The 22,647-nt window shown below is 42.6% G+C and carries 38 protein-coding genes; all 38 read right to left on the bottom strand.

Features of this window, described 5'->3' with window-relative positions; all coding sequences use genetic code 11:
* Window positions 1–33: 33 nt before the first annotated feature.
* The gene (gene rpsI / locus PLANO_RS00365) at window positions 34–426 is read right to left on the bottom strand and encodes a 30S ribosomal protein S9 (protein WP_038701946.1); all 393 of its coding nucleotides are present in this window, start codon (window positions 424–426) and stop codon (window positions 34–36) included.
* A gap of 29 nt (window positions 427–455) precedes the next feature.
* Window positions 456–893 carry a 50S ribosomal protein L13 gene (gene rplM / locus PLANO_RS00360; RefSeq protein ID WP_038701944.1) on the bottom strand — a complete coding sequence of 146 codons (438 nt, stop codon included), beginning with the start codon at window positions 891–893 and terminating at the stop codon, window positions 456–458.
* 193 nt (window positions 894–1,086) lie between these two features.
* Complete coding sequence (truA, locus tag PLANO_RS00355; RefSeq protein ID WP_038701942.1) at window positions 1,087–1,830, bottom strand: tRNA pseudouridine(38-40) synthase TruA; 744 nt, start codon at window positions 1,828–1,830, stop codon at window positions 1,087–1,089.
* Window positions 1,831–1,842: 12 nt separating this feature from the next.
* Window positions 1,843–2,640: an energy-coupling factor transporter transmembrane component T family protein gene (locus PLANO_RS00350; protein ID WP_038701940.1), complete on the bottom strand. Its 798-nt coding sequence runs from the start codon at window positions 2,638–2,640 to the stop codon at window positions 1,843–1,845.
* Window positions 2,637–3,509 (bottom strand): energy-coupling factor ABC transporter ATP-binding protein, encoded by an 873-nt coding sequence (locus PLANO_RS00345; protein ID WP_038701938.1) that lies wholly within the window; start codon window positions 3,507–3,509, stop codon window positions 2,637–2,639. Before PLANO_RS00345 ends, PLANO_RS00350 begins: the two co-directional genes overlap by 4 nt.
* A complete protein-coding gene (locus PLANO_RS00340; protein ID WP_038701936.1) occupies window positions 3,485–4,333 on the bottom strand; it encodes an energy-coupling factor ABC transporter ATP-binding protein in 849 nt (282 codons plus the stop codon). Before PLANO_RS00340 ends, PLANO_RS00345 begins: the two co-directional genes overlap by 25 nt.
* Window positions 4,334–4,616: 283 nt before the next feature.
* Window positions 4,617–4,991, bottom strand: coding sequence for a 50S ribosomal protein L17 (rplQ, locus tag PLANO_RS00335; protein ID WP_008432531.1), 375 nt, complete (start codon window positions 4,989–4,991; stop codon window positions 4,617–4,619).
* 46 nt (window positions 4,992–5,037) lie between these two features.
* A complete protein-coding gene (locus PLANO_RS00330; protein WP_038701934.1) occupies window positions 5,038–5,982 on the bottom strand; it encodes a DNA-directed RNA polymerase subunit alpha in 945 nt (314 codons plus the stop codon).
* Between the two features lie 130 nt (window positions 5,983–6,112).
* Entirely contained in the window at window positions 6,113–6,502 is a 390-nt protein-coding gene (rpsK, locus tag PLANO_RS00325) for a 30S ribosomal protein S11 (protein ID WP_006828953.1), read from the bottom strand.
* A gap of 25 nt (window positions 6,503–6,527) precedes the next feature.
* The gene (gene rpsM / locus PLANO_RS00320) at window positions 6,528–6,893 is read right to left on the bottom strand and encodes a 30S ribosomal protein S13 (protein WP_006828952.1); all 366 of its coding nucleotides are present in this window, start codon (window positions 6,891–6,893) and stop codon (window positions 6,528–6,530) included.
* Window positions 6,894–6,916: 23 nt separating this feature from the next.
* Window positions 6,917–7,030 (bottom strand): 50S ribosomal protein L36, encoded by a 114-nt coding sequence (gene rpmJ, locus PLANO_RS00315; protein WP_006828951.1) that lies wholly within the window; start codon window positions 7,028–7,030, stop codon window positions 6,917–6,919.
* 37 nt (window positions 7,031–7,067) lie between these two features.
* Window positions 7,068–7,286: a translation initiation factor IF-1 gene (gene infA, locus PLANO_RS00310; protein WP_006828950.1), complete on the bottom strand. Its 219-nt coding sequence runs from the start codon at window positions 7,284–7,286 to the stop codon at window positions 7,068–7,070.
* Window positions 7,287–7,684: 398 nt separating this feature from the next.
* Window positions 7,685–8,338: an adenylate kinase gene (locus PLANO_RS00305; RefSeq protein ID WP_038701932.1), complete on the bottom strand. Its 654-nt coding sequence runs from the start codon at window positions 8,336–8,338 to the stop codon at window positions 7,685–7,687.
* 60 nt (window positions 8,339–8,398) lie between these two features.
* Entirely contained in the window at window positions 8,399–9,694 is a 1,296-nt protein-coding gene (gene secY / locus PLANO_RS00300; protein WP_038701930.1) for a preprotein translocase subunit SecY, read from the bottom strand.
* A complete protein-coding gene (gene rplO, locus PLANO_RS00295) occupies window positions 9,694–10,134 on the bottom strand; it encodes a 50S ribosomal protein L15 (protein WP_038701928.1) in 441 nt (146 codons plus the stop codon). The genes secY and rplO overlap by 1 nt, the downstream gene beginning before the upstream one ends.
* Window positions 10,135–10,167: 33 nt before the next feature.
* Window positions 10,168–10,350, bottom strand: a complete 183-nt coding sequence (rpmD, locus tag PLANO_RS00290) for a 50S ribosomal protein L30 (RefSeq protein WP_038701926.1) — start codon at window positions 10,348–10,350, stop codon at window positions 10,168–10,170.
* Between the two features lie 13 nt (window positions 10,351–10,363).
* Window positions 10,364–10,864 carry a 30S ribosomal protein S5 gene (gene rpsE, locus PLANO_RS00285; RefSeq protein ID WP_008497444.1) on the bottom strand — a complete coding sequence of 167 codons (501 nt, stop codon included), beginning with the start codon at window positions 10,862–10,864 and terminating at the stop codon, window positions 10,364–10,366.
* A 20-nt stretch (window positions 10,865–10,884) separates the two neighbouring features.
* A complete protein-coding gene (rplR, locus tag PLANO_RS00280; protein ID WP_038701924.1) occupies window positions 10,885–11,247 on the bottom strand; it encodes a 50S ribosomal protein L18 in 363 nt (120 codons plus the stop codon).
* Between the two features lie 33 nt (window positions 11,248–11,280).
* Window positions 11,281–11,820 (bottom strand): 50S ribosomal protein L6, encoded by a 540-nt coding sequence (gene rplF, locus PLANO_RS00275; RefSeq protein ID WP_038701922.1) that lies wholly within the window; start codon window positions 11,818–11,820, stop codon window positions 11,281–11,283.
* A 30-nt stretch (window positions 11,821–11,850) separates the two neighbouring features.
* On the bottom strand, window positions 11,851–12,249 hold the full coding sequence (gene rpsH / locus PLANO_RS00270) for a 30S ribosomal protein S8 (RefSeq protein ID WP_006828942.1): 399 nt from the start codon (window positions 12,247–12,249) through the stop codon (window positions 11,851–11,853).
* Window positions 12,250–12,278: 29 nt separating this feature from the next.
* Window positions 12,279–12,464, bottom strand: a complete 186-nt coding sequence (gene rpsN, locus PLANO_RS00265; RefSeq protein WP_006828941.1) for a 30S ribosomal protein S14 — start codon at window positions 12,462–12,464, stop codon at window positions 12,279–12,281.
* 19 nt (window positions 12,465–12,483) lie between these two features.
* On the bottom strand, window positions 12,484–13,023 hold the full coding sequence (gene rplE / locus PLANO_RS00260) for a 50S ribosomal protein L5 (protein ID WP_038701920.1): 540 nt from the start codon (window positions 13,021–13,023) through the stop codon (window positions 12,484–12,486).
* A gap of 27 nt (window positions 13,024–13,050) precedes the next feature.
* Entirely contained in the window at window positions 13,051–13,362 is a 312-nt protein-coding gene (gene rplX / locus PLANO_RS00255) for a 50S ribosomal protein L24 (RefSeq protein WP_038701918.1), read from the bottom strand.
* A gap of 35 nt (window positions 13,363–13,397) precedes the next feature.
* Window positions 13,398–13,766, bottom strand: a complete 369-nt coding sequence (rplN, locus tag PLANO_RS00250; protein WP_006828938.1) for a 50S ribosomal protein L14 — start codon at window positions 13,764–13,766, stop codon at window positions 13,398–13,400.
* A gap of 47 nt (window positions 13,767–13,813) precedes the next feature.
* The gene (rpsQ, locus tag PLANO_RS00245) at window positions 13,814–14,077 is read right to left on the bottom strand and encodes a 30S ribosomal protein S17 (protein WP_008432511.1); all 264 of its coding nucleotides are present in this window, start codon (window positions 14,075–14,077) and stop codon (window positions 13,814–13,816) included.
* A 24-nt stretch (window positions 14,078–14,101) separates the two neighbouring features.
* Entirely contained in the window at window positions 14,102–14,302 is a 201-nt protein-coding gene (gene rpmC / locus PLANO_RS00240; protein WP_006828936.1) for a 50S ribosomal protein L29, read from the bottom strand.
* Window positions 14,292–14,726, bottom strand: coding sequence for a 50S ribosomal protein L16 (gene rplP / locus PLANO_RS00235; protein ID WP_038701916.1), 435 nt, complete (start codon window positions 14,724–14,726; stop codon window positions 14,292–14,294). The genes rpmC and rplP overlap by 11 nt, the downstream gene beginning before the upstream one ends.
* 1 nt (window position 14,727) lies before the next feature.
* Entirely contained in the window at window positions 14,728–15,384 is a 657-nt protein-coding gene (rpsC, locus tag PLANO_RS00230; RefSeq protein ID WP_008497438.1) for a 30S ribosomal protein S3, read from the bottom strand.
* A gap of 3 nt (window positions 15,385–15,387) precedes the next feature.
* Window positions 15,388–15,729 carry a 50S ribosomal protein L22 gene (gene rplV, locus PLANO_RS00225; protein ID WP_008432509.1) on the bottom strand — a complete coding sequence of 114 codons (342 nt, stop codon included), beginning with the start codon at window positions 15,727–15,729 and terminating at the stop codon, window positions 15,388–15,390.
* A 19-nt stretch (window positions 15,730–15,748) separates the two neighbouring features.
* The gene (rpsS, locus tag PLANO_RS00220; protein WP_038701913.1) at window positions 15,749–16,027 is read right to left on the bottom strand and encodes a 30S ribosomal protein S19; all 279 of its coding nucleotides are present in this window, start codon (window positions 16,025–16,027) and stop codon (window positions 15,749–15,751) included.
* 60 nt (window positions 16,028–16,087) lie between these two features.
* Window positions 16,088–16,918: a 50S ribosomal protein L2 gene (gene rplB / locus PLANO_RS00215; protein ID WP_038701911.1), complete on the bottom strand. Its 831-nt coding sequence runs from the start codon at window positions 16,916–16,918 to the stop codon at window positions 16,088–16,090.
* Between the two features lie 46 nt (window positions 16,919–16,964).
* Window positions 16,965–17,249, bottom strand: a complete 285-nt coding sequence (gene rplW / locus PLANO_RS00210; protein WP_006828930.1) for a 50S ribosomal protein L23 — start codon at window positions 17,247–17,249, stop codon at window positions 16,965–16,967.
* Window positions 17,249–17,872 carry a 50S ribosomal protein L4 gene (gene rplD / locus PLANO_RS00205; RefSeq protein ID WP_038701909.1) on the bottom strand — a complete coding sequence of 208 codons (624 nt, stop codon included), beginning with the start codon at window positions 17,870–17,872 and terminating at the stop codon, window positions 17,249–17,251. The genes rplW and rplD overlap by 1 nt, the downstream gene beginning before the upstream one ends.
* A gap of 29 nt (window positions 17,873–17,901) precedes the next feature.
* Entirely contained in the window at window positions 17,902–18,531 is a 630-nt protein-coding gene (gene rplC / locus PLANO_RS00200; RefSeq protein ID WP_038701907.1) for a 50S ribosomal protein L3, read from the bottom strand.
* Window positions 18,532–18,579: 48 nt separating this feature from the next.
* Entirely contained in the window at window positions 18,580–18,888 is a 309-nt protein-coding gene (rpsJ, locus tag PLANO_RS00195) for a 30S ribosomal protein S10 (protein ID WP_006828927.1), read from the bottom strand.
* Window positions 18,889–19,143: 255 nt separating this feature from the next.
* Window positions 19,144–20,469 carry a Na+/H+ antiporter family protein gene (locus tag PLANO_RS00190; RefSeq protein WP_038701903.1) on the bottom strand — a complete coding sequence of 442 codons (1,326 nt, stop codon included), beginning with the start codon at window positions 20,467–20,469 and terminating at the stop codon, window positions 19,144–19,146.
* Window positions 20,470–20,615: 146 nt separating this feature from the next.
* Complete coding sequence (gene leuD / locus PLANO_RS00185) at window positions 20,616–21,203, bottom strand: 3-isopropylmalate dehydratase small subunit (protein ID WP_038701901.1); 588 nt, start codon at window positions 21,201–21,203, stop codon at window positions 20,616–20,618.
* Between the two features lie 25 nt (window positions 21,204–21,228).
* A complete protein-coding gene (gene leuC / locus PLANO_RS00180; RefSeq protein WP_038701899.1) occupies window positions 21,229–22,647 on the bottom strand; it encodes a 3-isopropylmalate dehydratase large subunit in 1,419 nt (472 codons plus the stop codon).

The raw sequence follows: 22,647 nt of genomic DNA, 5'->3' as shown, positions 1-22,647 counted from the left end.
AGGTTCGTAAACGCTGGTGTATCAATAAGTCTATTAACGTTTTGAGAACTGAGGTGCGCGACGTGCTGATTTAAGACCTGGTTTCTTACGTTCTTTCATACGTGGGTCACGTGTTAACAACCCAGCAGATTTCAACGCAGGACGGAATGCAGGGTCTACAGTTAGTAGAGCGCGTGCGATACCGTGACGGACTGCTCCGGCTTGGCCTGTGAATCCACCGCCGTTTACGTTTACTAGGATGTCGTAGCTTCCTAGAGTATCCGTAGCAACTAGTGGCTGTTTGATGATTTGTTGTAGTGTTTCGTAAGGAACGTAGTCTGCTACGTCACGGTTGTTAATTGTAATTGTGCCGTCACCCGGTACTAAACGTACGCGAGCTGTTGAGTTTTTACGACGACCTGTGCCAATATATTGAACTTGTGCCAAAGGTGTATCCTCCTCTTATTTACTAATGATTACCCGCGAAGCTGGTAAGTTTCCGGTTGTTGTGCTTGGTGGTTATGTTCTGGGCCAGCATAGACATGCAGCTTTTTGAACGTTTGACGACCTAAAGAGTTTTTAGGAAGCATCCCTTTAATAGCCATTTCAAGCATTTTTGTTGGGTATTTTGTGCGCATTTCAAGTGCAGTACGTTGTTTCAATCCACCAGTGTATTGAGTGTGACGGTAGTAGATCTTGTCTGCAAGTTTGTTACCTGTAAGGTGAATCTTTTCAGCGTTGATGATGATCACGTGATCACCAGTGTCAACGTTTGGTGTGAATGTTGGTTTGTATTTACCACGTAAGATTGAAGCGACTTCAGAAGCTAAACGTCCAAGAGTTTGCCCTTCTGCATCGACAACTAACCATTTACGCTCTACTTCGTGACCTTTAGCCATGAATGTTGTACGCATGTATATTGTCCTCCTAATATATCGTCTCTTTTAAGTTCTATTACAGTGTTCCGCTGTTCCGTTTTTTCGTTATCCCTTAACACAAATAACCTTCCGGGGCATATCGTGGGGGTAATGAAAATACCATACATCATGTTATAACGAAAACCAACAAAAGTCAAGCGCTTTTCTAAAAACACCAGGAAAAGTTGCTTCAGCTCTGATACATCACGTTTTCTAGGTATAGACCATGCGCCGGAGCCGTAATTCCAGCAGCATCTCGATCAGCTGCGGCTACAATTTTTTCGAGTTCCTCAGCGTGTCTTCTGCCCATGCCGACTTCCGCCAAAGTTCCCGCAATAATGCGCACCATATTGTATAAAAAACCAGTTCCTTCTATTACCATATGCAATTCATTGCCGTATTCTTCAAAATCTAACCGCTTTATGGTTCGGACTTTATCGACTACCGCTGTGTTCGCTGCACAAAAACTAGAAAAATCATGTGTACCAATAATGGCCAACGACGCTTTTCTCATAGCTTCTACATCTAATGGCTGTTTAACGTGAACCATTAAACTGCGCGTGAACGGACTAATGATTTGACTACGATCCCATTTATAACGGTATGTTTTGCCCGATGTATGATAGCGCGCATGAAAAGAGCTATCCACTTCTTCAATCGAGTTGACCCGAATATCTTCCGGCAATAAAACATTAAGCGCCTTTAACCAACCACTTATCGGAATCGACAATTCTGTATCAAAATGAATCACTTGACCCGTCGCATGAACTTTAGCATCTGTTCGTCCGCTCGCAACTACTTGAACCACTTTTCCTTTATGGATGGTCTCTAAGACTTTCATTAATTCAAGTTGCACCGTGCGTGTTTCGGGCTGCACTTGGTAACCCGCAAACCCCGAACCATCGTATGAGATTGTCGCTTTTAATCGTTTCATAATTACTCTCCCTTATACACGGAAGTAGACAAGTACTCCGGCAAGCCCCACCAATACCACCAAACTCAAACTATCTAGTAAGCGCCAATTCAATTGACGATAACGCGTTCTACCTTCTCCTCCGCGATAACCGCGCACTTCCATGGCTGTGGCAAGGTCTTCTGCTCGTTTAAAGGCACTAACAAACAAAGGGATCAGTAAAGGTACAACCGCTTTAATGCGCTCTTTTATCGGCCCTGAGCCGATGTCTGATCCTCTAGCCATTTGTGCTTTCAAGATTTTTCCTGTCTCATCCATTAATGTCGGGATAAACCGCAGAGAAATAGACATCATTAATGCTAGTTCGTGAACAGGCAATTTAACTCGCTTAAGTGGACCAAGCAACACTTCAATACCATCTGTAATCGAGATTGGTGAAGTCGTCAACGTTAAAATACTGGTGATAAATACCAATACTAAAAAGCGAATTGATATGAATATCCCTTGCCTCAATCCTTCTTCATAAATTTTAATAAACCCGATATCCACTAGTAAATCGCCTTCACGTGTAAAGAATAGATGAAGGAAAAACGTAAAAATCAGTAAAATAAAGACCGGTTTCAATCCATTTATTAAAAAATACAAGCGAATTTTTGATAAAAACACCACTAATAGTGTAAAGCCTAAAAGAATACCATAGGTCACTGCGTCATTTGCAATAAAGACGATGGCGATAAACACGAAAACAAATGCAATTTTTGCTCGCGGATCCATCTGATGAATCAATGAGTCTCCAGGAATAAAACGGCCAAAAATCATTTTCTCCATCATTCGGAATCACGTCCTTCCGACAAAACAAGTGCAATATTTTTAGCCAATGCTTCTTCTGTTAATGAAATGGCGCCGAGCTTAATGCCCATTTTTTCTTCAAACTTCTGTTGGAGACGGATCGTCCGTGGCGGTTCTAGTCGGTAATCTCGTAACTGCTCTTCATTTGAAAAGATATCTACAGGTTCGCCTGTAACTACACAGTGTCCGTTATGCATAATGGCAACGTTATCTGCGTAACGCGCTGCATCTTCCATACTATGAGTCACGAGGACCGTTGTCAGCCCTTTTTCAATATGAAGCCGGTGGAACAAGTCCATAATTTCGCGACGACCACGCGGGTCTAGCCCCGCCGTTGGTTCATCTAGTACTAAGACATCCGGTTCCATTGCCAAAACACCGGCAATTGCTACGCGGCGCATTTGTCCACCTGACAAATCAAAAGGAGATTTCGATAATACTTCAGGTGGTAAGCCTAATTGTTCAACTAACTCATGCGCACGACGACTTGCTTCTTCTTCAGGTACTCCATAATTCAATGGCCCGAACATAATATCTTTTAATACCGTTTCATCAAAAAGCTGTTGTTCAGGAAACTGAAAGACAATTCCGACTTGCCGACGCACATCACGTAAATTTTTTGCTTTCACTCCCGCTTCAATTTTACGCTTACCAATCATGACCGACCCTTCTGTTGGTTTTAACAACGCATTCAAGTGCTGAAGAACCGTCGATTTACCAGACCCAGTATGGCCAATGATTGCTGTATAGGAACCAGAAGGAATATGCAATGAGACATCCGTTAATGCTCGTTTTTCAAACGGTGTATCTTTTGCATAACTATATCCTACTTCTTGGAGTAAAATGTCCATAGTTCATCCACCAATTCGTCTTCTGTCATATGTTCTCCTTGTAACTCAATACCAACTTCACGCAATAAATGTGTCATGCGCATGGAGAATGGCAAATCGAGGCCTAAACTCGTTAGTTCGTTACTAGAAAGAAAAATCTCTTTCGGCTTGCCTTCTAATTGCTTTTCGCCCGCATTCATTACCAAAATACGATCAGCGAGCGCAGCTTCTTCTAAATCATGTGTAATCGAGATGACCGTTAACCCTGTCTCTTTTCGAAGTTCACGAATGGTTTCGATGACTTCCATGCGGCCTTGCGGGTCGAGCATAGATGTTGCTTCATCTAATATCAATAAACGCGGACGCAAAGCAAGTGCCCCCGCAATTGCCACGCGTTGCTTTTGGCCACCTGATAAATGATGCGGTTCGTGATCGAGGTAATCAGACATTTTCACTTGATGTAGCGCCTCTTTAACACGGACAACCATCTCTTCATGCGGCACACCATTATTTTCTAACGCAAAAGCTACGTCATCTTGAACCGTTGCTCCTACAAATTGATTGTCTGGATTTTGAAACACCATACCCATTTGGGAACGAATATCCCACAAACTTTCTTCTGACATTAACTTGCCCATCGCCTCTACTTTTCCAGCTTGCGGAAACAACAATCCATTCATTAACTTGGCGATAGTCGACTTTCCTGAACCATTATGGCCCACTAAAGCAATCCACTCTCCATCTTGAATGGAAAATGACAAATCTTTTACGGCCGGTTTTACCGACTCGTCTTCTTGCGTATATGTAAATGTCACATTTTCGAATGACAAAATAATCGAATTCATCTAAGCTGACCTCCTCTAACACGTGCTTGGCTCTTCTCTACTCTACTGGTTGTTATGCGCATTTGTAAAACTAAAAATAAATAAAAAAAGCGCGCACCTCATTCAGAGAAATGCGCTTTTCTGTCTCTATGGCTTCCCCGGTTGCTTAAGCCAGGGTTGAATGAGGTGCGTAGAGCTAGACGAGACGCCGCCTTTCGGCTCGCTCATCATAACACTCAGCTTTTCATATTGTCGTATAAATCATAATGCTAAAAGAAGAGGGCTATTAACCCCCTTCAATTGATTAAACCAATTCGATAATAACGATAGGTGCGCCATCTCCGCGACGAGGCCCCATTTTCATAATGCGTGTGTAACCGCCTTGACGGTCAGCGTAACGTGGTGCAACATCATCAAACAATTTCTGCAATGCATAAGTTGTAGTTTCGTTGCCTTCAGCGTCTGCAGTTGTTACCAACTCACGGCGCATCCAAGCTGCTGCTTTACGGCGAGCATGTAGATCTCCACGTTTACCAAGTGTAATCATTTTTTCTACAGTCGAACGCACTTCTTTCGCACGAGCTTCAGTCGTTTGAATGCGTTCATGTACGATTAAGTCTGTTGTAAGGTCACGTAATAGTGCTTTACGTTGAGAACTTGTACGTTGAAGCTTTCTCATTGAAGTTTCCCTCCTTTGTTCAATAGTTCGGATCCGATCTTAACACTCAGTCTTCTTTGCGAAGGCCAAGGCCTAAATCTTCCAACTTCACTCTAACTTCTTCAAGTGATTTGCGTCCGAGGTTGCGTACTTTCATCATGTCGTCTTCCGACTTGCTCGCTAGTTCGTGTACCGTGTTGATACCCGCACGTTTTAAGCAGTTGTAAGATCGAACCGAAAGATCAAGTTCTTCGATAGTCATCTCTAATACTTTTTCTTTTTGGTCTTCTTCTTTTTCAACCATGATTTCAGCCGTTTGTGCCTCATCAGTTAATCCTACGAAGATATTTAAATGCTCAGTAAAAATCTTTGCTCCTAGTGCAATCGCTTCTTTTGGACCAATACTGCCATCTGTCCAAACATCAAGAGATAATTTGTCAAAATGAGCAAGTTGACCCACACGAGTGTTTTCCACTTGGAAATTTACGCGTGAAACTGGAGTGTAAATAGAGTCAATCGGGATAACGCCAATTGGAAGATCTTCACGTTTGTTCTGATCTGCACGAGCATATCCACGGCCTCTGTTCGCATACATACGCATACGTAAGTGACCATTTTTAGCGATTGTTGCAATATATAGATCCGGATTCAGAATTTCCACGTCACTATCGTGCGTGATATCTGCAGCCGTAACCGTTCCATCACCTTTTACATCAATTTCAATGACTTTTTCTTCGTCAGAGTAAATTTTCAAAGCAAGCTTCTTAATATTCAAGATAATTGTTGCTACATCTTCTTCTACACCTTCAACAGTGGAGAATTCGTGTAGTACGCCATCAATTTGAATAGAAGTAACAGCTGCGCCAGGTAAAGATGAAAGTAAGATTCGACGTAAGGAGTTTCCTAAAGTGGTTCCATATCCACGCTCAAGAGGTTCAATAACAAACTTACCAAACTTGGCATTATTATCGATCTCAACCGTTTCAATCTTTGGTTTTTCTATTTCGAGCATTCAGTTTACCCTCCTTCAAAGCGTCGGTTTTTTTTCGTGTCATCAAGAATTCGATAGTCACAGACTTTCGCTACGATTCAGAACCCATCCAGTAAGTCGTGATGTTCAAAAATCCTATTCAGATTAACGATTATACGCGACGGCGTTTTGGCGGACGGCAACCGTTATGAGGTACTGGAGTTACATCTTTAATCGCTGTAACTTCTAGTCCAGCAGCTTGAAGCGCACGGATAGCAGCTTCACGACCTGAACCAGGACCTTTAACTGTAACTTCTAGAGTTTTAAGACCGTGTTCGATTGATGTTTTAGCAGCAGTTTCTGCAGCCATTTGCGCAGCAAAAGGAGTAGATTTACGTGAACCTCTAAATCCTAATGCACCAGCACTTGACCATGAAACAGCGTTACCCTGCATATCAGTGATAGTAACGATTGTGTTATTAAATGTTGAGCGGATGTGAGCAATACCAGATTCGATATTCTTTTTCACACGACGCTTACGAGTTTGTTGTTTACGTGCCATGTTAAGAAGAAACCTCCTTTACTGATTATTTTTTCTTGTTAGCTACAGTTTTACGAGGACCTTTACGCGTACGCGCATTATTCTTCGTATTTTGACCGCGAACAGGTAGTCCACGACGATGGCGAATTCCTCGGAAGCTTGCAATTTCCATCAAGCGTTTGATGTTCATTGAAACTTCACGACGAAGGTCACCTTCGATTTTGTATTGATCTAATTGTTCACGGATATTGTTCAACTCATCTTCTGTAAGATCACGAACTCGTGTTTCTTCAGAGATACCAGCAGCAGAAAGAACTTTCTGTGCAGTTGTTTTACCAACACCGAAAATATATGTTAATGAAATAACAACGCGTTTGTCGCGCGGAATGTCAACACCAGCAATACGTGCCATGTGTGCGATGCACCTCCTTCATATTAGCCTTGTCTTTGTTTGTGTTTCGGATTTTCACAGATTACCATTACTTTACCGTTTCTGCGAATAACTTTACATTTTTCACAGATCGGTTTTACAGATGGTCTCACTTTCATCTAACCCAACCTCCTTAGTAGTCCGGAGTGCAAAAGATTATTTAAAACGGTATGTGATACGACCGCGTGTTAAATCGTAAGGAGAAAGTTCCACTGTCACTTTATCTCCTGGCAGAATGCGGATGAAATGCATGCGGATCTTGCCAGATACGTGCGCGAGAATCGTGTGACCGTTTTCCAATTCTACTTTAAACATCGCGTTAGGCAAAGTCTCAACGACAGTTCCTTCGATTTCAATTACATCGTCTTTCGCCATCGACCCAGTCTCCCTTCTGTATACAAATCAGGATCTCATCTTCAAACAGTATTTGCTGATTGAATAGTAGTAGTACATTCATTCACGAGAAATGCATGAGTGACATTTGAAAGACATTATCCGAGCTCCGCAGATTAGCGGGCCGGCGTTAATCCAGCAAAGCCAGTCTGTCTCATGTATCCTCGACTGCCCGGACTGCCTTGGATGAGTTCCAAACCCGTTACACAGATGCTTCCACGAAACCCATTATACTAGTTTCGATACAGAATTGCACTAAAGTGCGTTTACATCGACTTTCATATACTGAGCCTTGTTTGCTTTTGCAGCTCTCGAAAATTCATATCTCCGGTGCTCCTTAAAGCCACATGGAGGCAACTAACTGCGCCCGGCGCCGGGGATTATCCTCGGTCGCCCTTTAGAAGAGCATCAATGTCAGCAAATACTTTTTTGATGTCCTGCTGTCCATCTATATTTTGCAGCACGTTTTTGCTTTCATAGAAATCAAGAAGCGGCTGTGTTTGTTGCATATTTACTTCTAGACGCTTCGTGACGGTTTCAGGCTTATCATCTTCGCGCTGGTAGAGTTCTCCGCCATCTTTGTCGCACACTCCGGCTGTTGCCGGTGGGTTAAACACAGTATGGTAAGCAGTTCCACAAACTTTACAGATCCATCGGCCTGTTAAACGTGCAATCAATTCGTCTTGTTCGACTTGGATATTTACGACATGCTCGATTCGCTTATCAAGATCGGCCAGAAGAGATTCTAACGCCTCAGCTTGAGGGACAGTACGTGGAAAGCCATCTAATAAGAAGCCTTCTTCGCAATCCTTCGCACTTAATCGTTCTCGGACAATGCCGATAGTCACTTCATCAGGCACTAGTGCACCTTGATCCATGAATGATTTAGCTTTCAAGCCCAGTTCCGTTCCACCTTTTATAGCAGCGCGAAACATGTCACCTGTAGAAATATGAGGGATGTCGTACTTCTCAACAATTTCGTCTGCTTGAGTACCTTTTCCGGCACCCGGTAGACCCATTAATACGATATTCATACGTTTTCCCCCTCAAACAATTGGACAAGAGACGCTTTCACGCCCCTTAAATCCTACTGATTATTTCATAAAGCCTTTGTAATGACGTTTTACAAGTTGTGATTCTAATTGTTTCATCGTTTCAAGTGCTACCCCTACAACAATCAAAAGACTTGTACCACCGATTTGCGCCGATTGCGGTAAATTAGCTACGTTAATGAAGAAAATCGGAAGAACAGCAATAATTGCCAAGAAGATAGCGCCAACGAATGTCAATCGATATAACACACTTGTTAAATAATCCTGCGTATTTTTACCCGGACGGATTCCCGGAATATATGCCCCTTGCTTTTTCAAGTTATCCGACACGTTCTCAGGATTAACCTGAATGAAAGCGTAGAAGTACGTAAATGCTACGATCAAAGCGACATAAATAATCATGCCGACTGGGCGCGTATAATCAAACGTATTCTGAATCGCTTCTGTAAACGCGTTGGCACCAAAGAAAGAAGCAATAGTTTGTGGCGTAATAATAAACGCTACTGCAAAGATTACCGGGATAACTCCGGCCGCGTTCACTTTCAAAGGTAAATGCGTTTGTTGCCCACTTGTCGTCTGACCACGGCCAGCAACTCGTTTTGCATACTGAATAGGTATTTTACGCAACGCTTGTTGAACGTAAATAACTAAAACAGTAATTGCAACAACAGCTAATGCAAGCAATGCCATGATGGCAATATTGATCGGAAGCTGATCTCCAGCTCCTTGGATCTGCTGTGCATATAATTGGTTAATAGCACCTGGTACTGCAGCGACAATCCCTGCGAAGATGATAATCGAAATACCGTTCCCCACACCTTTTGCCGTAATCTGCTCACCAAGCCACAGTAGAAACGCCGTACCAGCAGTCAAAACAATTGCAATTACAACATAAGTTGAAATCGTGTCATTCTGGATTAAAGAACCGCCGTACATTTGGTTAAATCCATAAGACATGCCGATTGCTTGAATAAAGGCAAGGACGATTGTGAAGTAGCGAGTGAATTGAGCAAGCTTCCGTCTTCCGACTTCACCTTGTTTCGCCCACTCTGCAAATTTCGGAACAACGTCCATCTGCAATAATTGCACGATGATCGACGCTGTAATGTAAGGCATAATTCCCATCGCTAAAATCGAAAAGTTAGCAAGGGCACCTCCACCGAAAGTATTTAAGAATCCAACCAGACCCATCTGGTCAGTAGCTTGCAAAACCGATGCGTCAACATTTGGTACCGGAACAAAAGTTCCAATACGGAAAATGATGAGCATCAATAATGTAAAGAATATTTTATTTCGAATATCAGTCACGCGCATAAAATTAGAGATTGTCTGAAACATTAAACCACCTCGGTTTGTCCGCCGGCAGCTTCGATCGCTTCTTTAGCTGATCCAGAGAATTTGTGAGCTTTTACTGTCAATTTCTTTTCTAAGCTACCATTGCCGAGAATTTTGATTCCAGAACGTTCGTTGCTCACAACACCTGTTTCAATCAACAATGCAGGTGTTACTTCTGTGCCTTCGTCGAAACGATTTAACACTTCAATATTCACGACTGCATAGTCTTTACGGTTAATGTTGGTAAATCCACGTTTTGGTAAACGACGGAATAATGGGTTTTGACCACCCTCAAATCCAGGACGAACACCGCCGCCTGAACGTGCGTTTTGACCTTTATGACCTTTACCTGCTGTTTTACCAGTACCTGAACCGATACCGCGTCCGATACGCTTTCTCGAGCTGCGTGAACCTTCTGCTGGTTTTAATTCATGAAGTTTCATTTGGTTGGCACCTCCTTCTATAGAAATCCGTAATTAAACTTCTTTAATTGTTACTAAATGAGCGACTTTATCAAGCATTCCGCGAACGGCTGCATTGTCTTGGTGCTCAACAGTTTGATGCATTTTGCGCAATCCCAATGACTGAACAGTTTTACGTTGTGCCGGTTTAGAACCGATCACAGATTTTGTGAGGGTAATTTCCAATTTAGTTGCCATGTGATTTTCCCTCCTATCCTAACAGTTCTTCTATTGATTTGCCGCGAAGTTTTGCAACTTGGTCAGCACTTTTCAATTGAGTTAAACCGTTAATAGTAGCACGTACCATGTTGATTGGTGTGCTTGAACCTAGAGATTTAGATAAGATATCTTGTACTCCAGCTAATTCAAGTACCGCACGAACAGGTCCGCCAGCAATAACACCGGTACCTGGAGAAGCAGGTTTAATAAGGATTTGGCCTGCACCAAAACGACCGATTACTAAGTGTGGAGTTGTACCCTTAACCATTGGTACTTCAATAAGGTTCTTCTTCGCATCTTCAATAGCTTTGCGGATAGCATCTGGTACTTCTTGTGCTTTACCAGTACCAAAACCAACATTACCATTTTTGTCGCCTACAACAACTAATGCGGAGAAACGGAAACGACGTCCACCTTTTACAACTTTCGCTACGCGGTTAATCGTAACTACGCGTTCTTCAAGTTCAAGTTTGTTTGGATCAATACGACGCATGAAATGTGTCCCTCCTTCTTTTAAAATTGTAAACCATTTTCACGTGCAGCTTCTGCTAATGCTTTTACACGTCCATGATATAAATAACCACCGCGGTCGAAAACAACCGATTTTAAGCCGTTTTCAGTAGCGCGTTTTGCGATTGTTTCGCCGACTTTAGTTGCTGCTTCCACGTTGCCAGTAGATTCTACAGAGAAATCTTTCTCCATAGATGATGCACTTGCAAGTGTAACGCCATTCATATCGTCGATCAATTGAGCGTAAATATATTTATTTGAACGGAATACGTTTAAACGTGGGCGTTGTGCTGTACCCGCAATTTTAGAACGTACGCGTGCATGACGTTTTTTACGAGATGCGTTTTTATCGAGTTTCGTAATCACTGAGGTCACTCCTTTCAGCCTGCCTAAGCAGCATTATTTACCTGTTTTACCTTCTTTACGACGAACAACTTCTCCTTCGTAACGGATCCCTTTGCCTTTATATGGCTCTGGTGGACGTACTTGGCGAATGTTCGAAGCAAGAGCTCCAACACGTTCTTTATCAATACCTTTAACAATAACTTTAGTGTTAGCAGGAACTTCAACAGTAACTCCGTTTTCCGGTGTGAATTCAACCGGGTGAGAGTAACCTACGTTAAGAACCAACTTTTCACCTTGCAATTGAGCACGGTAACCTACACCCACTAGTTCAAGTGTGCGTTCGAATCCTTTAGAAACTCCAGTGACCATGTTTGCAAGCAAAGCACGAGTCGTACCGTGGTTTGTGCGGTGATCTTTAGAATCTGAAGGACGTGTCAATGTTAGCACGTTATCTTCAAGAGCGATTGTAATATCTTTGTGGAATTCGCGAGTTAACTCGCCTTTAGGTCCTTTAACAGTTACAGCATTCTTGTCTCCAAGAGTGATTGTAACGTCAGCAGGAACCTCGATTGGTTTTTTACCTACACGTGACATTCTTTTGCACCTCCATTCGTTTGTTGCTTATTACCAAACGTATGCTATGATTTCTCCGCCGATTTGTTTCGCGCGGGCTTCTTTATCAGTTACTAAACCTTGTGATGTTGAGACTAAAGCGATTCCAAGACCGTTTAGTACACGTGGCACCTCATTAGTTTTAGCGTAAACACGTAATCCTGGTTTTGAAATACGTTTCAATCCAGTAATAACGCGTTCGTTGTTTGCTCCGTATTTAAGGAAAATGCGGATCATGCCTTGTTTATCATCTTCAACGTATTCTACGTCACGAACGAAACCTTCACGCTTAAGGATTTCAGCGATGTCTTTTTTCACATTAGAAGCTGGAAGCTCTAATTTCTCGTGACGAACCATGTTTGCATTACGAATGCGTGTCAGCATATCTGCAATCGGATCTGTCATTGTCATTACTTTTACCTCCTTCCCAAATTAGGGGATTACCAGCTGGCTTTTTTGACGCCAGGAATTTGTCCCACATATGCAAGTTCACGGAAACAAATACGGCAAAGTTTAAATTTGCGTAATACTGAATGCGGACGTCCGCATCGTTCACAGCGTGTGTACTCTTGTACTTTAAACTTTGGCGTGCGTTTTTGTTTTGCGATCATAGATTTTTTAGCCACGTTTACGCCTCCCTCACGTTTACTTTTGGAACGGCATTCCGAATTGTGTTAATAACTCACGAGCTTCTTCATCAGAGTTCGCAGTTGTTACAATCACGATGTCCATACCGCGTACTTTTGTAACTTTATCATAATCGATTTCAGGGAAGATCAATTGTTCTTTCACACCAAGTGTGTAGTTACCGCGTCCGTCGAACGATTTAGTCGAGACGCCACGGAAGTCACGTACACGTGGAAGTGAGATAGCAATCAATTTATCCAGGAAGTCGTACATACGCTCTCCGCGTAATGTAACTTTACATCCGATTGGCATACCTTCACGTAGACGGAAGCCAGCGATTGATTTTTTAGCTTTAGTAATAACTGGTTTTTGACCAGTAATTGTTTGTAATTCTTCAACAGCAGAGTCAAGTGACTTAGTGTTTTGAACAGCTTCGCCTACACCCATGTTGATGACGATTTTGTTTACTGCAGGTGCCTGCATTACCGATTTATATTCAAACTTGCTCACTAGAGCAGGAGTGATTTCATTGACATATTTTTCTTTTAGGCGGTTCATGTGTGTACCTCCCTTCATTCAGGAATTTTATTTATCTAATTTTTCGCCGGATTTTTTTGCAACACGAACTTTTTTACCATCTTCAACCTTGTAACTCACACGAGTCGGCTCGCCTGATTTAGGGTCAAGTAACATTACGTTAGAAACGTGAATTGCTGCTTCTTGGCTGACAATTCCACCTTGTGGATTTGCCTGGTTCGGTTTTGTATGCTTTTTGATGATGTTTACACCTTCAACAAGCACACGGTCTTTCTTAGGTAAAGCTGTCAAAACAACACCTGTTTTGCCTTTATCTTTACCTGAGATTACCTTAACTGTATCGCCTTTTTTAACATGCATTCTGTCGCACCTCCTTGGTATGGCACATTGATTTATTAAAGAACTTCAGGAGCAAGTGATACGATTTTCATGAAGCTGTTATCGCGAAGTTCGCGGGCAACAGGTCCGAAAATACGAGTTCCGCGTGGACCTTTGTCGTCACGGATAATGACACATGCATTTTCATCAAATTTGATATAAGTACCGTCTTTACGGCGAGCTCCGCTTTTCGTGCGAACGATGACAGCCTTAACGACTTCACCCTTCTTAACAACGCCACCTGGTGTTGCTTTTTTCACGGTACAAACGATTACGTCTCCGATGTTTGCAGTCTTACGACCAGAACCACCAAGTACTTTAATCGTTAATACTTCACGAGCACCCGAGTTGTCTGCAACTTTTAAACGACTTTCCTGTTGGATCACTTAGGTAACCTCCCTCCGGAATTTCTTAGATTCCGAAATAATTTAAATTATATGATAACCGCTTTTTCTACAATTTCCAATACGCGGAAACGTTTTGTAGCTGATAGCGGACGAGTTTCCATGATGCGAACTACGTCGCCCATTTTCGCTTCGTTTAGCTCATCATGAGCTTTATATTTCTTAGAGTATTTAACACGTTTGCCATAGAATGCGTGCTTCTTTTGAGTTTCAACCATTACTGTAACGGTTTTGTCCATTTTGTCAGACACAACACGGCCTGTGTATACTTTGCGTTGGTTACGCTCAGTCATACTTGCAAACCTCCTCTCGATTTATCAGTTATTGCCACTGAGTACTCTTTCGTGAATCACAGTTTTCATACGGGCAATCGCTTTACGTACTTCGCGGATGCGAGCAGTGTTTTCTAATTGACCAGTAGCCAATTGGAAGCGAAGGTTGAAAAGCTCTTCTTTCAGTGATTTCACTTTTTGTTCGATCTCAGCAGTGGTTAGGTCACGGATTTCATTAGCTTTCATTCGATTCACCACCAATTTCTTCGCGTTTTACGAACTTCGTTTTGATTGGAAGTTTGTGAGATGCAAGGCGTAATGCTTCGCGTGCCACTTCTTCAGATACTCCACCAAGTTCGAACATGATTTTACCAGTTTTGACAACGGCTACCCAACCTTCAGGTGAACCTTTACCAGATCCCATACGAACCTCTAGAGGCTTTTTCGTATATGGTTTATGCGGGAAAATTTTAATCCAGACTTTACCGCCACGTTTCATGTAACGAGTCATGGAAATACGTGCTGCTTCGATTTGACGGTTAGTGATCCAAGATGATTCTAATGCTTGGAGACCAAATTCGCCGAATGCGATTTCTTTACCGCCTTTAGCTTCTCCGCGCATCTTGCCACGGTGCTCTCTACGATATTTAACGCGTTTAGGCATTAACATATTATTTGCCTCCTTCCTCAGATTTCTTCTTAGTTGGAAGGACTTCACCGCGGTAGATCCATACTTTTACGCCAAGCTTACCATAAGTTGTGTCTGCTTCAGCATGCGCATAATCGATATCAGCGCGGAGCGTATGGAGCGGAACAGTACCTTCACTGTAGTGTTCAGCACGCGCAATGTCAGCGCCGCCTAGACGTCCAGATACTTGAGTTTTGATTCCTTTAGCGCCAGAACGCATAGTGCGTTGGATCGCTTGTTTTTGTGCACGACGGAAAGACACTCGGTTTTCCAATTGACGTGCAACACTTTCAGCTACTAATCTTGCATCAAGATCAGCGCGTTTGATTTCAATAATGTTGATGTGTACACGCTTGCCAGTCATAGAATTAAGCTGTGTGCGAAGTACTTCTACTTCAGATCCACCTTTACCAATTACCATACCTGGTTTCGCAGTATGAATAGTTACGTTAACACGGTTTGCAGCGCGCTCAATTTCAATTTTAGAAACTGAAGCTTCTTTCAAACGTGCTTCAACATATTCACGGATTTTAATATCTTCGTGAAGAAGCGTAGCATAATCTTTCTCAGCGTACCATTTAGATTCCCAATCACGAATGATTCCGATACGCATCCCAATTGGATGTATTTTTTGTCCCACGAATTATCCCTCCTTCTGGTCAGATACCACTAGTGTGATGTGGCTTGTGCGTTTATTAATTGCGCTTGCGCGTCCCATTGCACGTGGACGGAAACGTTTAAGTGTTGGTCCTTCGTCAACGAATACTTCGCTGATGACTAAGTCATTCAGGTCCATTTCGTAGTTGTGTTCAGCGTTAGCAGCTGCAGATTTCAATAACTTCTCAACAACAACAGATGCTGCTTTTGGAGTGTGGTTTAAAATCGCAACAGCTTCGCCAATTTGCTTGCCTCGGATTAAATCTACTACTAAACGGACTTTACGAGGAGCAATACGTACTGTTCTAGCGACAGCTTTTGCTTGCATAGGGAAATCCTCCTCTCAATTAACGTCTTGTTTTCTTATCGTCTGCACCATGACTAGCGTATTTACGCGTTGGAGCGAATTCGCCTAGTTTATGGCCCACCATGTCTTCAGTCACGTATACAGGAATGTGCTTGCGACCATCATATACTGCGATTGTTTGTCCGATGAATGTCGGGAAAATTGTAGAACGGCGAGACCAAGTTTTGATCACTTGTTTTTTCTCAGTGTCCTTTTGTGCTTCAACTTTTTTCATAAGATGATCATCAACAAAAGGTCCTTTTTTCAAGCTGCGGCCCATGTGGGATCCTCCCTTCGTGATCGCACCACGGTTCTTTTGGCGAACCGTAGCGGAATCAAATTATTTTTTACGACGACGTACGATAAATTTATCGGATTTATTCGTTTTCTTACGTGTCTTGTATCCAAGAGTTGGTTTACCCCAAGGAGACATTGGTGATTTACGTCCGATTGGCGAACGTCCTTCACCACCACCGTGTGGGTGATCGTTAGGGTTCATTACAGATCCACGTACAGTTGGGCGATTGCCCTTCCAACGGTTACGGCCTGCTTTACCAATGTTGATTAATTCGTGTTGCTCATTTCCTACTGCGCCGATAGTTGCGCGACAAGTAGCAAGGATCATGCGAACTTCGCCTGATTGCAAACGAACTGTTACGTATTTACCTTCTTTACCCAATACTTGAGCTGAAGTTCCTGCAGAACGAACTAGTTGTCCGCCGCCACCTGGCTTCAATTCAATGTTGTGGATTGTAGAACCCATTGGGATGTTTGATAACGGCAAAGCGTTACCTGCTTTGATGTCTGCTTCAATACCTGACATGATTTGAGTTCCAACTTCTACTCCTTTAGGAGCTAAGATGTAACGTTTTTCACCATCAGCATAGTTAATCAATGCAATGTTCGCAGAACGGTTAGGATCGTACTCGATTGTAGCAACGCGTCCTGGAATGCCGTCTTTGTTACGTTTGAAATCGATCACGCGGTATTGACGTTTATGTCCACCACCGTGATGGCGTACAGTAATTTTACCTTGGTTATTACGGCCGCCTTTGCGCTTTACAGGTCGTAAAAGCGATTTTTCAGGCTTGTTCGTAGTGATTTCAGCGAAATCTGAACTCGTCATGTTACGACGACCGTTAGTGGTAGGTTTGTATTTTCTGATCCCCACGTTAGTTCCCTCCTTCTTTAACAGTCCTATAAGAACTTATAGAAAATTAAATTTCGAATAACTCGATGTCTTTAGATTCAGCAGTCAATTTAACAATCGCTTTACGGCGTTTGTTTGTGTATCCTGCGTGTTTGCCCATACGTTTGAATTTGCCTTTGTAGTTCATGATGTTGACTTTCTCAACCTTCACGCCAAAGATTTCTTGTACGGCTTGTTTTACTTGTGTTTTATTTGCGCGAGTGTCCACTTCAAAAGTGTACTTTTTCTCCGCCATTACTTCAGATGATTGCTCAGTAATGACCGGACGTTTAATTACATCACGTGCTTCCATTAACTAAGCACCTCCTCAATTTTCTCGACAGCTGCTTTAGTCATAACAATTTTGTCATGTCCAAGCAAGTCTAATACGTTAATACCATCTGCTGCTACTACTGTCATTCCTTTAAGGTTACGTGCAGATTTTGCAACGTTCTCATCAAGGTCAGCAGTTACAAACAATGCTTTTTTGCCAATTGAAAGATCAGCGATCAACTGGTTGAAAGATTTTGTTTTTGGTGCATCAAATGTTAATCCTTCAAGTACCATCAAGTTTTCTCCAACTACTGCAGATGAAAGTGCAGAGCGTAGAGCTAAACGACGTACTTTCTTAGGAAGTTTGTAGCTGTAGCTACGTGGAGTTGGTCCGAATACGATACCGCCTCCGCGCCATTGTGGTGAACGGATCGACCCTTGACGAGCACGTCCAGTTCCTTTTTGACGCCATGGCTTTTTACCACCACCAGCAACTTCAGAACGATTTTTTACTTTATGGTTACCTTGACGAAGTGAAGCTCGTTGAGACACTACTGCGTCGAATAACACTGATTCATTTGGTTCGATACCGAATACATGATCGTTCAATTCGATTTCGCCAACTTGTGAACCTGTTTGATTTAATAAAGCTACTTTAGTCATTCTTGTTTCCTCCTTTCTCTAAAAATATATTATTTCGCTTTAGTTGCCGATTTAACACGGATCAACGCTTTGCGAGAACCAGGAACATTACCTTTAATAAGTAGCAAGTTACGCTCAAGATCCACTTTCACGATTGAAAGGTTTTGAATCGTAATTGTTGTTCCACCCATTTGACCAGGTAATTTCTTCTGTTTGAATACGCGGTTAGGAGCAACCGGACCCATTGAACCAGGACGACGGTGGTAACGCGAACCGTGTGTCATTGGTCCTCGAGATTGTCCGTGGCGTTTAATAACACCTTGGAAACCTTTACCTTTTGTTGTTCCTGTGACATCTACTACATCGCCTTCTGCGAATACATCTACTTTGACTTCTTGACCAATCTCGTAATCAGCTAAGTTTACATTGCGAAGTTCGCGAATGAAGCGCTTAGGAGCAGTGTTAGCTTTTGCTACGTGTCCTTTAGAAGGTTTGTTAGAAAGCTTATCGCGCTTGTCTTCAAAACCTAATTGGATCGCTTCGTAGCCGTCCACCTCAACTGATTTCTTTTGAAGTACTACGTTTGGAGCAGCTTCAATAACAGTTACAGGGATTAAATCACCGTTCTCAGCAAAAACTTGCGTCATACCGATTTTTCTACCTAAGATTCCTTTGGTCATGTTGTCACACCTCCTGTGATTATTTGTGTTTTTCTATTTCGTTGCCGATTAAAGTTTAATTTCAATGTCAACGCCTGACGGTAAATCAAGTTTCATTAACGCATCAACAGTTTGTGGTGTTGGGTTAACGATATCGATTAGACGTTTGTGTGTGCGCATTTCAAATTGCTCACGAGCATCTTTGTATTTATGAACAGCACGCAAGATTGTGTAAACCGATCTTTCAGTTGGTAACGGTATCGGACCCGATACGCTAGCACCTGAACGTTTTGCAGTTTCAACAATTTTCTCGGCAGACTGATCAAGAATTCTATGATCATATGCTTTTAAACGGATACGAATTTTTTGTTTTGCCATTATTTTCCCTCCTTTTCGCCTATTTTTGATAGACATTCTCCACGAAAATTTTCCAATCACTCGCCATGGCAAAGCGGCCGGGTGTATCGGTAACCTCTCGCTTCATCGCAGTCAAAAGACCAACATTAGATATTATACAGAATAAAAAAGAATTCCGCAAGTGTTTCCACGAAATTCTTTTTAATTCGCTTTTATTAGTATAACAGGATATTTTAGAACTTCAAGCCAGATGATAATAGTCGGAACACTTCAAGCTTACCCTAAGAACATCGCCGCTACCCAACCAAAAATCACCAACGGAATATTGTAGTGAAGGAAGGTCGGTACGCATGTATCCCAGATGTGATTATGCTGCCCATCTACGTTTAGTCCAGCTGTTGGCCCGAGCGTTGAGTCTGAAGCTGGTGAACCAGCATCACCTAATGCACCCGCTGTACCGATCAACGCGATGATGGCCATCGTTGAAAATCCAAACTCAAGACTCAACGGTACGAAGATTGCGGCAATGATTGGAATCGTTGCGAACGATGAGCCAATGCCCATCGTAACGAACAAGCCAACGATTAGCATTGCCATTGCAGCAATGCCTTTATTGCCAGCAAATAAATCGGATACGCTATCGACTAATGGCGAGATAGCTCCTGTCGCTTGGATAACCGAAGCAAAGCCGTTCGCTGTGATCATAACAAAGCCGATAAACGCCATCATGCGCATTCCCTCTGTTAATACTTCGTCAGCTTCACGCCATTTCATCGCACCAAAGATATACAGTACCAAGATACCCGCAAGTGCGCCCATGATCATTGAATCTGTTTGCACTTGAGCAAACAATGCGGCAACTAACGCGGCAATCGTTACGAGTACATCTTTTATTGAAGCGGCCTTTTTCGGTGTTCCTTCTATAGAAGAAGAACTAATTGTTTTGTAATCACGTGGCTTACGATAAGAAACGAACACCGCAATGATTAAACCTACTAATAAGCCTGACACCGGAATCGCCATTGCTTTTGGGATATCCGCCATGTCAATCGACAATCCCGCCAGTTCCATTTGCGTAAAAACAATCTCATGGAAGATCAACCCAAAGCCATATGGTAATAAAATATATGGAGCTGTTAAACCGAACGTCAAGACAGCTGCGATTAAACGCCGGTCAATTCGTAGTTCGTTTAAAATATGCAAAATCGGTGGAACCAATAAAGGTATGAAAGCAATGTGAATCGGAATTAAGTTTTGCGAGAAGATAGCCATTGCTAACAAAGCTAAAACTATGAGAGCCTTTGCTAAATTTTGACGCGTTGCTTTCCCATCTTTATTCACTAGCTTCAGCACTCCTGAGACAAGTAACTCTGGAATCCCTGTACGTGATATAGCTACGGCAAATCCACCAAGCATGGCATAACTCAATGCAATGGTCGCTCCCGCGCCTAAACCGTCTGTAAACGATGCGATTGTATCAGTAAGTGATAATCCGCCACTTAATCCCCCTGCAAGTGCGCCGATCAATAAAGCAAAGACGACGTTCACACGCAATAAGCTCAATACGAGCATAACTAAGACGGCAATAATAACTGCATTCATAAATAAACTCTCCTTTAGTTTGCTAAAGCGTTAAAGTACACTTTTAAAATTAACAAAATAAAAAATAGTTGTCAACAGACGATTACTGCTTTTATTTCAAAAAGAAAAAAGACCTTTCACGGTTACGTAAAAGGTCTCTTAAAATATTAAGCACGTTGTTTTTCTTCATAAGCTGCAATATACGAATCATACTGGAAGGTTAACGCAATTTCATCCCAGCCCTTTAACAGCATTTCTTTCCAGTAAGGATCAATTTCAAAGTTAAAACGCGTACCATCTTGCCCGGTAACAGACTGGTCTTCCAAGTTGATCTCTAATTTAAAGTCTTGTTGTTGACCTTTACTAATCAACTCATCTACTTCTTGGCCTTTCAAGCGGATTGGCAAAATTCCATTTTTAACACAGTTATTATAGAAGATATCTGCATAACTAGGCGCAATTACGACACGGAATCCATAATCTAAAATTGCCCACGGAGCATGCTCACGAGAAGAACCGCAGCCGAAATTTTCTTGTGCGACTAGAATTTCGGAGTTTTCGAATCGAGGGTCATTTAAAACAAAGTCTTCTATTGGTGTACCATCTGCATGAAAACGCCAATGATAAAACAAATATTTGCCGAATCCCGTTCGCTCAATACGCTTTAGAAATTCTTTTGAAATGATTTGGTCCGTATCTACGTTTTTTCGTTCTAGTGGCGTCAATATGCTTGAAATTTTATTAATCGGTTTCATCGAAGGGTCTCCTCACTTTCATTCATCATACAGTCGCTACAGGTCTTTCCATATAGTTGCGAACATCTGTTAAATGACCTTCAATCGCAGCGGCAGCTGCCATGACAGGACTTACTAGATGCGTCATTGAGCCCGCTCCTTGTCGCCCTTCGAAATTCCGGTTAGAAGTAGACGCACAACGTTCACCGGCCGGAACCGAGTCTTCGTTCATCGCTAAGCACATACTGCAACCTGTCTCACGCCATTCAAAACCAGCTTCAAGAAATACTTGATCTAGTCCTTCTTGTTCAGCTGCACGTTTTACCGTTTCAGATCCTGGAACAACAATCGCCGTTACAGACGGATGCACTTTCTTTCCTTGAATGATTCTACTTGCAGCACGCAAATCTCCTAGGCGTGCATTGGTACAAGAACCAATAAAAACGTGTTGGATCGCAATTGAAGAAAGCGGCATCCCTTCTTCTAAATGCATATAAGCCAAGGCTTGTTTTAATGCATCTTTATCTGACTGCTTCTCATAATCAGCAGCAGATGGAACACGTTCAGCAATCCCCGAGCCCATTGATGGATTTGTGCCCCATGTAACGAATGGAGAAATTTCATCTGCATGGATCGAAACAGTCGCATCATACTGCGCACCTTCTTCTGTTGCAAGCGCTAACCAACGATTAGCTTCCTGTTCAAATGCTTCTCCTTCAGGGACATGTCTACGCCCTCTCAAATACTCAATTGTCGTTTGATCTGGGCTAATTAAGCCTGCACGTGCACCCGCTTCAATAGACATATTACAAATCGTCATACGCTCTTCCATTGTTAAGTTACGAACCGCTTCGCCCGTATACTCCATCACATATCCAGTTCCCATATCGATCCCGAACTTCGAAATAATCGCTAAGATGACATCTTTAGCAGTTACACCAAAGCCCAACTTGCCATCAATTCGAACTTCCATCGTTCTAGGCTTTGATTGCCATAATGTTTGCGTCGAAAGAACGTGTTCGACTTCACTTGTTCCAATACCAAAAGCCAATGCGCCAAACGCACCATGCGTCGAAGTATGACTATCTCCGCAAACAATCGTCTTGCCTGGTTGCGTCAACCCAAGTTCCGGTCCAATGACATGCACAATTCCTTGGTCCGGATGGTTGATGCCCGCAAGCGGAACTCCAAACTCATCGCAATTATCTTGCAAAGTTTTGATTTGCTTACGCGAAATCGGATCTGTAATCGTGTCCCGGTTTCGCGTCGGTACGTTATGATCCATTGTCGCAAAGCAAAGGTCCGGTCGGCGAACTTTGCGTCCGTTTAACCGAAGTCCCTCGAATGCTTGTGGAGATGTCACCTCATGTAATAAGTGAAGGTCAATATAGAGCAGGTCCGGCTTCCCTTGCTCTTCGAAGACGATATGTTGCTCCCAAATTTTCTCTATGATTGTTTTTGCCAT

The sequence above is a fragment of the Planococcus sp. PAMC 21323 genome (assembly GCF_000785555.1).
Classification (GTDB): Bacteria; Bacillota; Bacilli; order Bacillales_A; family Planococcaceae; genus Planococcus.
Note: the sequence above shows the minus strand (reverse complement) of the source record. Positions and strands in the feature narration are given on the sequence as shown.

Coding starts and splice junctions, on each gene's coding strand:
- rpsQ (WP_008432511.1), bottom strand. CDS start 14,077: ATGACTGAGCGTAACCAACGCAAAGTATACACAGGCCGTGTTGTGTCT.
- rpmJ (WP_006828951.1), bottom strand. CDS start 7,030: ATGAAAGTGAGACCATCTGTAAAACCGATCTGTGAAAAATGTAAAGTT.
- rpsS (WP_038701913.1), bottom strand. CDS start 16,027: ATGGGCCGCAGCTTGAAAAAAGGACCTTTTGTTGATGATCATCTTATG.
- PLANO_RS00305 (WP_038701932.1), bottom strand. CDS start 8,338: ATGAATATCGTATTAATGGGTCTACCGGGTGCCGGAAAAGGTACTCAA.
- rpmD (WP_038701926.1), bottom strand. CDS start 10,350: ATGGCAACTAAATTGGAAATTACCCTCACAAAATCTGTGATCGGTTCT.
- rpmC (WP_006828936.1), bottom strand. CDS start 14,302: ATGAAAGCTAATGAAATCCGTGACCTAACCACTGCTGAGATCGAACAA.
- rpsJ (WP_006828927.1), bottom strand. CDS start 18,888: ATGGCAAAACAAAAAATTCGTATCCGTTTAAAAGCATATGATCATAGA.
- rplV (WP_008432509.1), bottom strand. CDS start 15,729: ATGCAAGCAAAAGCTGTCGCTAGAACAGTACGTATTGCTCCTCGTAAA.
- leuC (WP_038701899.1), bottom strand. CDS start 22,647: ATGGCAAAAACAATCATAGAGAAAATTTGGGAGCAACATATCGTCTTC.
- rplQ (WP_008432531.1), bottom strand. CDS start 4,991: ATGAGAAAGCTTCAACGTACAAGTTCTCAACGTAAAGCACTATTACGT.
- rplP (WP_038701916.1), bottom strand. CDS start 14,726: ATGTTAATGCCTAAACGCGTTAAATATCGTAGAGAGCACCGTGGCAAG.
- PLANO_RS00350 (WP_038701940.1), bottom strand. CDS start 2,640: ATGATGGAGAAAATGATTTTTGGCCGTTTTATTCCTGGAGACTCATTG.
- rplC (WP_038701907.1), bottom strand. CDS start 18,531: ATGACCAAAGGAATCTTAGGTAGAAAAATCGGTATGACGCAAGTTTTT.
- rplD (WP_038701909.1), bottom strand. CDS start 17,872: ATGACTAAAGTAGCTTTATTAAATCAAACAGGTTCACAAGTTGGCGAA.
- leuD (WP_038701901.1), bottom strand. CDS start 21,203: ATGAAACCGATTAATAAAATTTCAAGCATATTGACGCCACTAGAACGA.
- PLANO_RS00345 (WP_038701938.1), bottom strand. CDS start 3,509: ATGGACATTTTACTCCAAGAAGTAGGATATAGTTATGCAAAAGATACA.
- rplX (WP_038701918.1), bottom strand. CDS start 13,362: ATGCATGTTAAAAAAGGCGATACAGTTAAGGTAATCTCAGGTAAAGAT.
- PLANO_RS00190 (WP_038701903.1), bottom strand. CDS start 20,469: ATGAATGCAGTTATTATTGCCGTCTTAGTTATGCTCGTATTGAGCTTA.
- truA (WP_038701942.1), bottom strand. CDS start 1,830: ATGAAACGATTAAAAGCGACAATCTCATACGATGGTTCGGGGTTTGCG.
- PLANO_RS00340 (WP_038701936.1), bottom strand. CDS start 4,333: ATGAATTCGATTATTTTGTCATTCGAAAATGTGACATTTACATATACG.
- rpsH (WP_006828942.1), bottom strand. CDS start 12,249: ATGACAATGACAGATCCGATTGCAGATATGCTGACACGCATTCGTAAT.
- rplE (WP_038701920.1), bottom strand. CDS start 13,023: ATGAACCGCCTAAAAGAAAAATATGTCAATGAAATCACTCCTGCTCTA.
- rpsE (WP_008497444.1), bottom strand. CDS start 10,864: ATGCGTCGTATTGATCCAAACAAACTTGAACTTGAAGAACGCGTAGTT.
- rpsM (WP_006828952.1), bottom strand. CDS start 6,893: ATGGCACGTATTGCTGGTGTTGACATTCCGCGCGACAAACGCGTTGTT.
- infA (WP_006828950.1), bottom strand. CDS start 7,286: ATGGCGAAAGACGATGTAATTGAAATCGAAGGAACTGTCGTTGAGACT.
- PLANO_RS00330 (WP_038701934.1), bottom strand. CDS start 5,982: ATGCTCGAAATAGAAAAACCAAAGATTGAAACGGTTGAGATCGATAAT.
- secY (WP_038701930.1), bottom strand. CDS start 9,694: ATGTTTCAGACAATCTCTAATTTTATGCGCGTGACTGATATTCGAAAT.
- rplF (WP_038701922.1), bottom strand. CDS start 11,820: ATGTCACGTGTAGGTAAAAAACCAATCGAGGTTCCTGCTGACGTTACA.
- rplW (WP_006828930.1), bottom strand. CDS start 17,249: ATGGAAGCACGTGATGTAATTAAACGTCCGGTCATTACTGAGCAATCA.
- rpsK (WP_006828953.1), bottom strand. CDS start 6,502: ATGGCACGTAAACAACAAACTCGTAAGCGTCGTGTGAAAAAGAATATC.
- rplO (WP_038701928.1), bottom strand. CDS start 10,134: ATGAAACTTCATGAATTAAAACCAGCAGAAGGTTCACGCAGCTCGAGA.
- rplM (WP_038701944.1), bottom strand. CDS start 893: ATGCGTACAACATTCATGGCTAAAGGTCACGAAGTAGAGCGTAAATGG.